The following is a 13,220-nucleotide window of genomic DNA, read 5'->3' on the forward strand; positions in this document are numbered from 1 at the left end:
CGGCGGCGGCAATGGTCGTGGCGGCGGTGGCGGCAGCCGCGGAACACCGTCCCCGAGCGCGCCGAGCCGCAGCGACCAGCGCTCCCGCTCCTCATCGCCAGCTGGAGGCAGCGGACCCAAGAAGGGCAGTGGCGCAAAGGCCGGCAAATGGGTCTCGGCCGCAGCAGGCGGGAGCCAATCCGCCACCCGCGGGGCTGGTGACCTCGCCGGAGACAACTACGCCCAGACCAACAGCCGCCACACCATCCCGCGATAAATCCTGCCCGGACAACGAGAAGAGACACCGATGACCAGCGAGAACCCGCGAATCAGATTCGGCACCATCCACAATCCGAGCACGGACTCATTCAGCGCTGTGTACGCCACGGCCAACGAGTTCCGCCACTCCAGGATCCAGCTCGCACCCTCTGTGCGCCGCGAACTCCACCTACCTGGTGTGTTGCGGCCGGTAGCCCACCGGAACCGGGTGCGTGATCGGCTCGGCCGGGCCTGGTGGCGGGTGCGCATCTCTCCGCGTTGGTGGTGGTCACGGCGTACCACCCGCGACGTTTACCGCTCGTCGATCTCTGTGCCGCGCACTGGTGGTGATCGGCGGTGAGCGCGACGCGGACAAGCAGCGACCCGCAGGTCTATCTCGGCGGCCGCAAACCCCGAAACGAAGGCGTCATGGGCCTGACCGGGCCGGTGACCTGGTTCGTCCTCGGCACTTTGATCCTCTCTCTCGTCGTGTTGATGGGCGCGGGCGTCAAGGCCGGCGCAATCACCGGCGGTGTCCTTCTCCTGGCCGTGCTTCCGGTGGTCCGCAAACGTCACGGGCTCACCGGATACGAAAGGTTCCTTCTGGCAATGCAGTTCTTCGGCGCACTCCGACGTAAAGAGAACGTCTACCGCGGTGGTCTGTTCTCCGAGATGCCCGGCGGTAAAGCACACCTGCCCGGAGTCCTGGCCCCGACGAAGATGTACGAGGGCGAGGACTCGGCTGGTTACCGGTTCGGGATGATCCACATGCCCAAGACGAATCAGTACACCGTCGTGCTGCGGGCCTGGCCGCAGGGCGACGAGGCCGTGGACCGGGGACTGGTCAACCAGTGGGTCGGTGAGTGGGGTGTCGTCCTTGCTTCTGCCGGGCTGACCAGTGACATCGAGGCGATCGTCCCGGTCCTCGACACCGTTCCCGAGACCGGCAATGCCTTACTCAACCAGGCCCGGGTGATCACCGCCCCGCACGCTCCTGAGCTGGCGAAGGCGGTCGTATATCAGGGTGCGACCGAGTTCCACCGTGACGAGGTGCAGCTCGCTGCGCGGGTGGCGATCACGTTCGCTGCAACGACGGAGGAACGCAAGAAGGACCCGGGTGTGCAGGCGGTCGAGATCGGTCGCCGGCTCCCCGGCATCCGCGCCGCGATCGAGGCATCGGGTGTCGCGGTGCGGCCGATGAGCGCCGCGGAGATCACCGGTGTGGTTCGTCGCTCGTTCGACCCGGCCTCGCAGTTGAACATCGAGCGGGCCGAAGCCTTGGGCGAGGATCACGGGATCACCTGGGACAACGCCGGTCCGATCTCGCACGAGAACACATGGGAAGAGTACTGGCACGACGGCGGCAGGTCGGTCACCTGGCTGATGGACGCCGGCCCGAAGAGCGCCGTTGACGAATCGACGCTGCGGCGTCTGATTGCCCCGCACCCGGACCTGCCGCGCAAGCGGGTCGCGATCGTCTACCGCCCGCACCGCGCTGCGGACGCGGTCAAGATCATCGACGACGACTACCGCAACGCGATCGTCGCGGCCCAGAACCGCAACCGCGGTGTCGGTTCGGCCGCTGCCCAGATCAACGTCGAACTCGCTGAACGCTCCCGCGACGAACTTGCCCGTGGCCACGGTGCCACCCGTATCGGTGTGTTGATCACCATCACCGAACCGATCGAGGCCGACATGCCCCGGATCGATGCGCTGATCAACGACCTGGCGGTCCAGGTCCAGCTCGATGTGCGCCGCTGCTACCGGTTCCAGGACGCCGCATTCGCGGCGTCCCTCGGCACCGGGGTGCTACTGCCTGACCATGCGTCGATGCCGTCGGTGCTGACGGCCTGAGAGAAGGACGGAATCACTGATGTTCGAGATCATGACGCCCGAGAAGCGGGCGAAGTACCAGACACGTGTCTACGCAGGAGGAATCGGCGGCGCGTGGGCGAAGTTCAAGGTCCGCACCGACGACAACCGCCGCCGCAACGCCGCAGCCCGCGAACGCAGCGAAACCAGCGAAACCGAGGGCGGGCCGAAGCTCACCGACCGCGGGTACCAGGGCGCCGGTGGCGGCCGCGCGGCGTCGGTCGGCAAACAATCCGAGCTGCGCTCGACGAGCGTTCACGCCGCGGGTGCGTTCTGGCCATGGTCGGTCGGTGCGGGAGCCCCGGCGGTCGGCCCGGTCATCGGCAGCCACCTGGTCACCCACGCACCGGTCTCGTTCGGCCTGCGCAACTGGTTCCTCCGCGGCTTCATCACCGCCCCAGTCGGATTCGTCCTCGGCCTCAACGGCTACGGAAAGTCCTCGTTCGTCCGCAAGGTGATTCTCGGGGCGATCGCCCAGGACGTGACCGCACTGTTCCTCGCCGACAAGAAACCCGACTACCGGGCGCTGGTCGAGGAGGTCTCCGGTAAGGACGCCGTCGTCGACGTCGGATACGCCTTCGGGCACATCAACCCCCTCGCCGGCGGTGCGCTCGGACAGATCATCCCGATGCTCACACCCTTCCCGGAGCTGCAACTGCGCTGGATCGAGGAACTCCGCGGCCGCCAGAGCGAGACCACCTGCGCCCTGCTCGAACTGCGACGCGGACAGGCCCTCGAGGACTGGGAAGAGTCGATCATCGAGTCCGGCATCGGGATTCTGTTCAACGAGAAGGGCTTCACACCAGCCGAACCACCGCTGCTCGAGAACTTACTCGAGGTGATCATCGAGGGACACCCGCAGCTCATCGAGGACGCCGGCGCCGACGGGATGGAGGAGTACCGCCAGGCTGTGCGGCCACTACGCCGCTCACTGCGCGCATTCGTCAACCCGACGAGCCGGTTCGCACGCATCTTCAACGGCCAGACCACCAACCCACTGAGCCTTCACTACCCGGCGATCGGGTTCGACGTCTCACACATCCCCAACGGAGACAAGAAGCTGCGGGCGGCGGTCATGCTGGTGTGCTGGTCGGACGGGTTCGCGCTGATCGACGCCGCGCACGCCCTGTTCGATGCAGGCCTGGGCCCGCAACGTTTTTTCGAAGCCGTGATGGACGAAATCTGGGACGTGCTCGGTCTGGGCCCCTTCATGATCGACCGGATCGACGCGCTGACCCGGTTGAACCGGCAGATCGCGACCGGGCTGTGGATGATCACGCACTCGATGGCTGACCTGACCACCTCTGCCGATGGCGCCACCACCGCCCGCGCGGTCGGATTCCTCGAACGCGCCCGCGTGAAGATCATCGGCCCGATCCCGCCGAAGGAAATCGAGCGCCTCGACGGTGTGGTCACCTTCACCGACACCGAAGCCGACATGGTCACCAAGTGGTCCTCCCCGCCGCCGATGACCGGGGATCAGCCCCGCGAGGGCCAACCCGTCCCACCGCCTCCCGGCACCGGAAACGTACTGATCAAGACCGGTGACGACGAACGCGCCCCCGGAATCCCGGTGCACGTGATCTTCACGGCCGCCGAAATCGAATCCGGAATCCACAACACCAACGCCCGCTACACCACCGCCACCGACACCGACACGCAGGAGGATGCCGCGTGATCCCGCAGCGCCGCTACCGGGGCGTCTCACCCGAACTGCGGGCCGCCGCCGTCGAAAAGGTCGCCGAGCTGCACACCGAGGTCTCCTCGCGGTGGCGGGCGATCCAGCTCGTCGCCGAGGCAACCGGCGTGCACCCGAACACGCTGCGCAACTGGGTGCAAGCGCACCCGGAAGGTCCGCGATCGCCGCGCAGTGATCTCGAGCGGGAACTGCGGGAACGTTCCGCGGCCCTGGCCGCGGCGGCGGAGATAATCGCGGACCTGTCGGTCCGGCTTCAGACACGGCCGGGTCGGAACTGATCGCGCGGTGAACACCAAGAAGCTGGTCGCCGCCGCCGTGGCCGTGATGGTCGCGATCGTGATGCTCCTGGTCATCGTCGCCTCCGACAGCGACAACCAGTGCCCAGCACCGGTCGGACCCGGCGGCAACGCGGCGAGCGCTCCGGCCGGATCACTGGTCAAACCGACCAAGACCGGCCCGACCACCCTGACCTCGGGGTTCGGGCCGCGGTGGGGGACCGAGCACAAGGGCGTCGACTTCGCCGGGGAGGTCGGCACTCCCATCTACGCGTTCACCGACGGCCGGGTCATCGCTGCCGGGCCCGCGGACGGGTTCGGGAACTGGATCGTCCTCGACCATCAGATCGACGGGAAGGTGTACTCGACCGTCTATGGGCACATGTTCGCCGACGGTGTCCTGGTCAAGGCCGGTGACCGTGTGTCCGCCGGGCAGGAGATCGGCCGTATCGGGAACGCCGGTGACACCACCGGTGCGCACCTGCACTTCGAGGTCTGGGACGGCGGTCGCCTACCCGACGGTGTCGGCGCTGCGCTCGACCCCGCTCCCTGGGTCGACAGGGCCCAAGAGCCCGGCCAAGCCGCACCTACCACCGACACCGGTTCCGGCGGTGGGCAGCTGGCCGAGGAGGGCACGTCGTCGGCGCCCGGTCTCGGAATCTACAACGCCCGACAGCTCGCCATCGCAAAGCAGGTCGTGGCGGTCGGCGAAGCGATGGGTGTGTCCGAGCGCGGCATCCTCGTCGCTCTGGCCACGGCCGGCCGCGAGTCGACCTACCGCATGCTCGCCAGCTCCGTGGTCCCCGAGTCGTTGAACTACCCGCATGACGGCGTCGGCAGCGACCACAAGTCGGTCAACCAGTACCAACAGCAGGTCGGCATCTGGGGAACGGTCGAGGAATTGATGAACCCCATCACCGCGAACGTGAAGTTCTACCAGTCACTTATCCAGGTCTCCGGGTGGGAGTCGATGCCCGTCACTCTCGCCGCCCAGACCGTGCAGGCCTCGGCCCACCCGGAGGCGTATGCGCAGTGGGAAGAGGCCGGCCGCATCATGTACGGCGAGTTCAAAGGTGCCAGCAAAGAACTCACCCCCGATGAGCTGTCCCAGATCTCCACAGCTGGTGCGGCGACCGCCGTCGCCGCGGGCGGCACCCTGCCCGACGCGTGCGCACCCACGGGCGGAAGCCAGCACGGCCCGCTCGCACCGGGCCCGTTCGGGCAGAAGGTCATCGAAGCAGCATCGCGCTGGCTCGGCACCGAGTACACCTGGGGCGGCGGTGACGTGGGCGGACCCACCAAGGGCATCCGCGACGGCGGCGTGGCTGACAGCTTCGGCGACTTCGACAAAACCGGGTTCGACTGCTCCGGACTGACCCTCTACGCCGTGTTCCAGGCCTCGGGCGGTCAGATCAGTCTGCCGCACTTCACCGGGGACCACTCGAATCCGGGCCAGCTCTACGACCCCCGCGGCCAGGAGATCCCGCTCGACCAGAAGCAACCTGGCGACCTCATCTACTTCGGATCCGGCGGAAATACCCACCACGTCGGCATCTACCACGGCGTCCAGAACGGTCAGGACATGCTTCTGGGCGCCCCGCAGTCGGGCGGTGTCGTCTCCATTTCGCCGCTGTCGAACTGGGCGGGCGAAGAAATGTACGTCCGCCGATTCGGTGCCATCCCACCAGTCGGTGCCATCCCACCAGAAGAAAGGCCGTAGCCATGCGGACACCCCTGTACGCATTGCCAAACCCGACACCCGGCAGCTGGGTGCTGATCGAGCCCCATGGAGATGTCCGCGAGGTCGTCTGGTCCGGAGTTGCCGTCCTGATCGTGCTGTCCGCTTCGGTGCTGGTCCGGCTAGTCCTGTCGCAACGGCAGCATCGACTCACGAAGTGGGTGTATCGGGCCGGGACATTCGCACTCGCCGCCGCCGGTGTCCCGGTGCTGCTATGGGTCGCCGACGACTCCCTCACCCTCGCGGTCCCCGCTTTCGCCGCGGGTTTCTACACGATCGCGCTGTGCGCGGCCCACCGGATAAAGATCGGCGAAACCATCTCGGCCGCCCAACATTTCGCCCATTGTCGTGTCGGACCCACTCCGTGATGTGAACCGAAAGCCGTTGTCCGTGAATCGATATGAGAGATCGGAAGTGTAATGACAAAGAAGGTCCGGACACGTCGTCGAGTCGGAATGGTGGCCGCCGCACTGGTGGTGATGACAGCGGTTGCCGGGTGCGGCAGCTCCGACGGTGACGATCGCGATCACGGCCACGAACCGATGGATTCCGGTGGCCCGACGAGCGTGTTGACGACGCCACCTCCACCACCGCTGCCGGACCGCTTCGCCGCTGTCGATCAGAACGATCCGGAGTCGGTGATGGTCGCTGCTGCGCAAGCCCTGTTCAGCTACACGCCGGCGACGGACCCGAGCCAGGCCGCCGGCGCGGAGCGGGCAGCACCGCTGCTCGATGAACGGTTCTACACCGAGAACAAGCCGGCGTTCACGGTGCTCGCACCGATCACGGGCGGGCAGTGGGATCGGTGGGCGAGTGAGAACGCGGTGGTGACCGCTCGTGCGGCAGTGACCGCCGACGATCATCCTGTCGATGCACCTGCCAAGGTCTCCCGAGTAGTGGCGGTGACACAGACCGCGACCGCACCCAGCGGGGCGGTTCTCGATGAATCCACGTTGGCGGTCTACATGACAGCTACCCGCCTCGGGGTGTGGCGGGTGAGCGCACTGACCGTCCACTGACAGACCTCGGACGGTGTTTCGCAGTAACGACCAGTAATGACATTGAGGAGTAGTGATGGCAACGAGTTCGGCGACGATAGATCCGAGCGCAGTAACCGTGTGGTCGAAGGACGGGGAGCGGGCGGAGAGGCTGTTGGCCCTGATGACGCTGGCAGCGTGGATCGACAGCCGATCAAGGCAGCAGCACAGATCCCGGATAGACGGGTGGCTTGCCGATTGCGCCGACCTCGAAGCGGTGTTCACGCTCGACAGGTTCGGTTTGTGCGACGCCGCGGTGCGTTTGGCCGAGTTCTACGACGGGGCCCGCAATGATGTGGAAACGGTCTTCACTCGTGCCCGCGAACTGCATGAACAAACGGCCGCGGGGCGGCCGGTGGTGAACACGGCGGACCACGCGCTCGTGGCCATCCCGATCGACCTCGACCGCCACCTGACGCGCGGGAATCGGGAAGGGGACCGCGATGAGTGAGCGTGGTGTGAAGGATCCGGTGAACTCGGCCCGAGAGCTTTATCTGATCGGTGCGGTTGTGGCCGTCGTCGGGGTGGTGGGTGGCGGCGTGATGCTGGCGCTGCGCTATGGCACCGATCAGGAGGTGCCAGCGAACCCGGCCGTGGTCCTGATCGACCTGGTGAAGGGCCATCTGGAGTGGTCGAGGGCTGCGACGGTGATCACCGCGGTGTACGCGGTCGTGGTGCTGGCGGCGGCGTTCGTGATTCTGGTGCTTGTCGCCCGCAGCCGCGGCAAACGCACCCGCGTCGACGACAAGGCCAAGCACATGGGCCGGTTGCGGGACGTGGGATCGCTGACCGAAAAGCAGTGCCGCACGGAGTCGGACCGGTTGGGCGTCGTCCTCGACAAGGGTGCGGCGCCGGGCGTCCCGATCGGCAAGCACCTGCTGTCGGGGCAGAACCTGTACGCCAAGTACGAGGACATGCACGTCGACATCTGGGGTCCACGTTCGGGAAAGAGCAGCTCCCGGGTGATTCCGGCGATCCTCGATGCGCCCGGTGCTGTGTTGACCACCTCGAACAAGCGGGACGTGGTCGATGCCACCCGCGACCCGCGGGAGGCGAAGGGCGGGAAGGTGTGGATCTTCGACCCGCAGAAGGTCGCTGACGGGGAGAACACCTGGTGGTGGGATCCGCTGTCGTGGGTGACCGACGAGGTCCGGGCCGCGGACCTGGCCGCGCATTTCGCTGCCGGCGACGACGGCCTGGACGCGAAGAAGGATTCATTCTTCGACCCGGAAGGCCAGGACCTGCTCACCGGCCTGTTTCTGGCGGCCGCGGTCGCGAAGAAGCCGATCACCCAGGTGTACACGTGGGTGACCGATGAGACGAACCTCGAACCGGTCAACATTCTCCGCAATCACCGCTACGACCTGCACACAGCCGGTCTCAGTGGCCAGTACAACGCTCCGGCGAAACAGCGAGGCGGTGTCTTCGGCACAGCCCGGAAGATGATCCGCTGCTTGAAGATGCAGTCCATCCGGCCGTGGGTGTCGACCGACGGCCAGACCCACCGGGTACCGCATTTCGATCCACGCGAATTCGTCCGCTCGAACGACACCATCTACCTGCTCTCCCGTGAGGGCAACGGGTCCGCCGGCCCGCTGGTGACCGCACTGACCGTCGCGATCTGCGAGGCGGCCGAGGAACTGGCCACCCGATCGAAGGGTGGGCGGCTACCGGTGCCGCTACTCGCCGCGCTCGACGAAGCCGCGAACGTGGTCCGCTGGACCCAGTTGCCGAAGCTCTACAGCCACTACGGCTCCCGCGGGATCGTGATCATGACCATCCTGCAGAGCTACGCCCAGGGCACCGAAGTGTGGGGCAACAAGGGCATGGGGATGCTGCACTCGGCGTCGAACGTGAAGGTCTACGGCGGCGGCTGCGAAGTCGCCGTCGACGACAACTACCTCAGATCGCTATCCACCGCGATCGGGGAGCACTGGGAATACAGCGGATCGGTCTCCTCCGGCCGCGGAGGCCGCTCCACCTCACGTCAGCGCACGAAAATCACCACCTTCACCGAGTCCGAACTCGAAGAACTACCCCGCGGCCGCGCGATCGTCCGCTCGTCCGGGAACCGGGCCACCCTCGTCAAGACCGTGCCCTGGTGGGAAGGCCCCTACGCCGACCAGGTGCGGGCATCGATCCAGCGCCACGATCCCGAAGCAGACAAAACCCTGGCCGACGCGGTGACCATCACCGACGACTCCGAACAGAAGGAGACGCAACCGGTATGACCAGCCTTGATGAATTCGACCTGCCCGAACCGCCCGACGAGGACCTCACCCCGGCAGACGGACACGGTGCAGGCGATGCCCTCGCAGTGTCCGATGAACTGAGCGCCCGGATCGAGCAGGTCACCGGGTTGTTGCTGAGTACGCAGATCAACGCGATCGCGGAAACCCAGCTCGCCGAACTACTCACCCCCGAGATCTATCAGCGGATCGAAGAGCTCTCCCAGCGTCGGCTCGCGGCCGAGCTGGAAACGCAATTGGTCGCGGCCGCCCAGGCAGCGGAGGAGGCGGAGAATCCTCCGACCACCGTGTTCGGGTCGACCGAAGAGTTTGTCCGCGTACGCCTGGCCCCCGGCTACCGCCGCGACGTCATCGACAACCGGGAAATTCGATGGTGCCCGCAATGGTGGAGACACGAGGAAGCGATCTCCCGACTCGAAGCGCTGTGGCGCACATGGGAACACTTCCGCCGCGACCCCACCACCGGAATGAGCGTGTGGTGGCGCGACCACGCCGACCATCACATGCAGGTGCTGATGTCCTCGGACGGCCCATTCAGCAAGTGCAGCGCCGCGCACGGCCACCACGCAGCGGACAACGCCATCGCGCCGCTGCCGACCGACCCGGCCCCTGCCGGGATGTTCCCGGACACCCGCGACCTCTAGCACCAGGGAAAGGAAACCCCATGGGAATGCACGACGACGACGGCATTTACACCGCCACCTGCCGCTACTTCCGCGCCACCGACCCGTACAACCGCCCGCGCGGCAACTCCACCACCCAGCACACCTCACAGGCCGCCGCACTCGAAGCCCTCCACCAAGCACTCCACGCAGCGCGGATCGCCGACGCATCCCGGGTCGACGTGGTCCTCACCCGCGACGACACCCCACGCACACAGGTGATCTTCGCGGCCGGCCCCCGAGACATCGACCGCGTACACCCTGAGCTCGACAAGCTGCGGCCGCCGTACTCCCGCGCCTGGGAGATCCTCACCACCCATGCCAACGACATCCTCCCCGAGCTCAGGAACCCGCACTCACCCGTCCACCAACCGTTCTCGCCGGAACTACGCGACGTCACCTGGTCCGCCCAAAACGTCTACGACGCCCGCCAGTCGTCACCGAGTAGCGACATGGGCGAAAGCTGGGTCAGACAGCATGAGTCCCTCGAACGTCACCTCGCCGGAGAGATCGACCGCGCGAAAGACCGCGCTCGCGGCGCTGGACACAGCGAAGCCCAAATCGACGCCGCCGCCCGCACAGACCCGGACCTGGACATGAAATCGCTTCGCCAACACTCCGCCGCCATGCTCGACACCGTCCGCGACCTCACCGAACACCCCACCCTCACCCCACAGCAACGGCAGGCCCTTCTCGGCGCCGTCGACCGCGCCGAGAACACCGTCGCCGAACTCGCAGGCGAACCGACCACCGACCTCAATGTCGACCCCGGAATCGGTGCCCAACACGACGCTCACGCCGCCGCACGGTTAGCCGCGAGCGACTTCCCGGCCCCTGCCCGGTCCGTGCTCGTCTCGGTGAACCAGCCCGCACCGCCCCGCAACCGCGGCACCGCACCCACCCAGAACCACAGCCTCGGCCTGTAACCACGCCCGCCACACGAACAACGGTAAGGAGAACCACATGTCCGAAGGCCCCGAAGTCGACTCGGCAAACCACGAAGTCAACGCCATGATTCGAGTCGCACTGCAACTGGCCTCCCGCATCGCCGAGAAGATAGCTCGCAACCGTGAGCGTGAACTCGAGCAGGCGCGCAGCGAATCAGCCGAACGCACCCGCGAACTCGCACAACGGCTCGAGACCAACCGCGCGGGCGCCGAAGCGTATCTGCGTGCCTCGTTCGATGACCAGTGGTGGAACCGCGCACAGCCCGGCGAGATCGCCGACCAGTGGCAGCACGCACAAGCGTGGAAGGAACACTCCCAGGTCGCATCGGAAGCGGCGGAACGGATCCGCGCCGAAACCGCCAAACGGTATGGCATCAACGTGGACGCTCCGGGGGCGGACGAGACGATCGTCGACTCCCTGCTGCGCGATGCCGAGAACAGACAAGCCCGCGCCTCCGACGAGCGCGGACGCGCCCACGCCGACACCATGACGGCCAGTGAGATTCTCGCCGAGGCCGAGCGGGCGGATGCTGAACGCTCCGATGAGACCGAGCGCAACGAGACGAACGGCGAAGACGTCGAACCGCAGGCACCTGGCGGTGATTCGCTGCGCTCGGTGGCCGAACACGACTACGACTCCGCCGAACGACGCGGCGGGGACGTCGACCAGATGAGAGCCGCCGGCATCGACGAAGAAGAAGTCGCCACCCGCATGCGCGCCGACCTCGACCAGGCCCGGCACCCAGTCGAGTCGGTCACCGGCACAGGCAGCCATCCCAAGGCCCGCAAGGGCCGAAGCAGGCGTGGTAAGTCTGCCGAGCGGACGATGACCGGCCGGTAAGCATGAAGCGACTGACCTGACGCAGCTGTCGCACCGACACGAAGCGAGGGTGGACACTCCGGGGCACCCTCGCTTCTGCATCTCCCAAACGGCACCCGTTCCCGTCCGGCCTGCAAACGGCGCCCGCGAATGCCCAGCTCCAGATCGTTCGGGGTGTCCCGATTGACGCCCCGAAAGCAAAATCATCACCGGACGAGTCAAACGGGAACGCGCCAGCTCAGGGAGTTCCGGTCGCGGGACCGCTTCCGGAACACACCGGTCAGGGTTCCGCTTGCGGTCTCACCTCAGGGGCCGTCCGAGCCGCCGAAGACGAGTTCCGGTGTGCCGACGACAGGATCGCCTGGGTGTAGTTGCTGCTGGAGGACCGCGATCGCGGCCGCGTCGAGGGTGCCCCGGGAGATGTGGCATGCCCAGTCGAAGTCCTCGGTAGACCAGGCGACCTGGTATCCATGGGTCTTCACCTTCCACGGTTCCTTTGAACGTAGTCGCCTGATTAGCCAGCCCGCGCTGTGACCTCCACAGAGGTTCGGTCCAAGCGGAGCGGAGAAAGCTCCGGATTCTCGATCTGTCAGGTCGACCAGTGGCGGGGTGAAGTCCATCAGTACCGGCACCCGTATCGGTTCGGCGGTGATGTTCTCGCGAAACCACTGCATCGACTCGTCCCACTGATGAGAGGGACCCTTGCCGGCGAGAGCGCGTGATTCGAGGTCGGTGACGACCGGACCGTCCCAGGTGAACAGTGCCGGATCGATGGGCGAGCCCACAGTGACGTCCGCGAACGCGGCACCGGTGACCCCGTCACCGGAATGCTGTTCCAGGACGGCACCGCTGTCGGCGTCGACGACCAGACGCAGCGACGGACGGGGCATCGCCCTGCTCTCGCGCGGCGCCAGATCCACCGACCAGCAGCGGCGACCGAGGCAATCCAGATCAGTCACCGGGCCGGTCGGGCGGGCGTGGTGGTCCCCGACCCAGTGACTGACGGGCCGGGTGATGACCAGCTCCCGGCCAGGCCCTTTGAACTGCACGTTGCGGAGTGCGGTGCAGCGCGGCCGGTGTGGATCGGACGTGAAGAACCAAGCGGTGTCGCCATCGCTCACGAACAGCAGGTCCCCCTCCATCGACTCAATCCGCGACTGGCGTCCCCAGCGATACAGGCGGACGCCGCCAGGCCGAAGACGCGGCAGGACAGGGTCTTCACCGTACGAGCCGTAGGAGAAGCGCCAACGTTCGTCGGAGTGGCGGTACGGGACGACCACGCCCTGCACCGGCTGCTTCGGCCCGTCGGCCATGGTCACCAGCATTTCGACCCATCCGGTCACAGGAACTCCTCCGCGTTGCACAGCTGGGCGTCGAAAAGGCGATCGCTGACCAGGTGGCGAGCGACCGGACGCGACGTCGGCATGGAGTTTTCGGTTCCGTCTGACCAAGAATGCGAAGTCACCGGTGACGTCCGAGTCGCCATCCGAACGCGGCACCGACCGCGCCCACACGCCCGCCGAGCACGGCACCACCGATCACCATGCCGATGATGAACGGGGCTGTTTCAGAGGTTTCCATGGTGCCGACGGTGCCCTCAGTTAGCCTGGAAGCACCGATTGGTATGAGCGGCTGAGAGTGTCATAAAGGCGAAATGCCCTGTCGTAGTGGAAGAATAGGACTT

General features: G+C 66.5%; 12 protein-coding genes and 1 pseudogene. 12 read left to right on the plus strand and 1 reads right to left on the minus strand.

The window, feature by feature from the left end:
- From WAW17_RS19770 to WAW17_RS19825, 12 genes and pseudogenes are all read left to right on the plus strand, one after another.
- Positions 1 to 256, plus strand: a pseudogene (locus WAW17_RS19770) (hypothetical protein); the annotation flags it as partial.
- Between the two features lie 338 nt (positions 257 to 594).
- A complete protein-coding gene (locus WAW17_RS19775) occupies positions 595 to 2,091 on the plus strand; it encodes an SCO6880 family protein (protein ID WP_422334619.1) in 1,497 nt (498 codons plus the stop codon).
- Positions 2,092 to 2,110: 19 nt separating this feature from the next.
- The gene (locus WAW17_RS19780; RefSeq protein WP_422334620.1) at positions 2,111 to 3,787 is read left to right on the plus strand and encodes a hypothetical protein; all 1,677 of its coding nucleotides are present in this window, start codon (positions 2,111 to 2,113) and stop codon (positions 3,785 to 3,787) included.
- On the plus strand, positions 3,784 to 4,086 hold the full coding sequence (locus WAW17_RS19785) for a transposase (protein ID WP_422334621.1): 303 nt from the start codon (positions 3,784 to 3,786) through the stop codon (positions 4,084 to 4,086). Before WAW17_RS19780 ends, WAW17_RS19785 begins: the two co-directional genes overlap by 4 nt.
- Positions 4,087 to 4,093: 7 nt before the next feature.
- Positions 4,094 to 5,803 (plus strand): peptidoglycan DD-metalloendopeptidase family protein, encoded by a 1,710-nt coding sequence (locus WAW17_RS19790; protein ID WP_422334622.1) that lies wholly within the window; start codon positions 4,094 to 4,096, stop codon positions 5,801 to 5,803.
- A gap of 2 nt (positions 5,804 to 5,805) precedes the next feature.
- Positions 5,806 to 6,189 (plus strand): hypothetical protein, encoded by a 384-nt coding sequence (locus WAW17_RS19795; protein WP_422334623.1) that lies wholly within the window; start codon positions 5,806 to 5,808, stop codon positions 6,187 to 6,189.
- A gap of 51 nt (positions 6,190 to 6,240) precedes the next feature.
- Positions 6,241 to 6,840 carry a hypothetical protein gene (locus tag WAW17_RS19800; RefSeq protein ID WP_422334624.1) on the plus strand — a complete coding sequence of 200 codons (600 nt, stop codon included), beginning with the start codon at positions 6,241 to 6,243 and terminating at the stop codon, positions 6,838 to 6,840.
- 97 nt (positions 6,841 to 6,937) lie between these two features.
- Positions 6,938 to 7,309, plus strand: coding sequence for a hypothetical protein (locus tag WAW17_RS19805; RefSeq protein WP_422334625.1), 372 nt, complete (start codon positions 6,938 to 6,940; stop codon positions 7,307 to 7,309).
- A complete protein-coding gene (locus tag WAW17_RS19810) occupies positions 7,302 to 9,089 on the plus strand; it encodes a type IV secretory system conjugative DNA transfer family protein (RefSeq protein WP_422334626.1) in 1,788 nt (595 codons plus the stop codon). The genes WAW17_RS19805 and WAW17_RS19810 overlap by 8 nt, the downstream gene beginning before the upstream one ends.
- A complete protein-coding gene (locus WAW17_RS19815) occupies positions 9,086 to 9,751 on the plus strand; it encodes a DUF4913 domain-containing protein (protein WP_422334627.1) in 666 nt (221 codons plus the stop codon). Before WAW17_RS19810 ends, WAW17_RS19815 begins: the two co-directional genes overlap by 4 nt.
- A 20-nt stretch (positions 9,752 to 9,771) precedes the next feature.
- A complete protein-coding gene (locus tag WAW17_RS19820; RefSeq protein ID WP_422334628.1) occupies positions 9,772 to 10,695 on the plus strand; it encodes a hypothetical protein in 924 nt (307 codons plus the stop codon).
- 37 nt (positions 10,696 to 10,732) lie between these two features.
- On the plus strand, positions 10,733 to 11,557 hold the full coding sequence (locus WAW17_RS19825; protein WP_422334629.1) for a hypothetical protein: 825 nt from the start codon (positions 10,733 to 10,735) through the stop codon (positions 11,555 to 11,557).
- A gap of 284 nt (positions 11,558 to 11,841) precedes the next feature.
- On the opposite strand, the gene WAW17_RS19830 is transcribed toward WAW17_RS19825, so the two are convergent.
- On the minus strand, positions 11,842 to 12,879 hold the full coding sequence (locus WAW17_RS19830; RefSeq protein WP_422334630.1) for a hypothetical protein: 1,038 nt from the start codon (positions 12,877 to 12,879) through the stop codon (positions 11,842 to 11,844).
- Between the last annotated feature and the right edge of the window lie 341 nt (positions 12,880 to 13,220).

This window comes from Rhodococcus sp. (in: high G+C Gram-positive bacteria), from assembly GCF_049286785.1.
Classification (GTDB): Bacteria; Actinomycetota; Actinomycetes; order Mycobacteriales; family Mycobacteriaceae; genus Rhodococcus_F.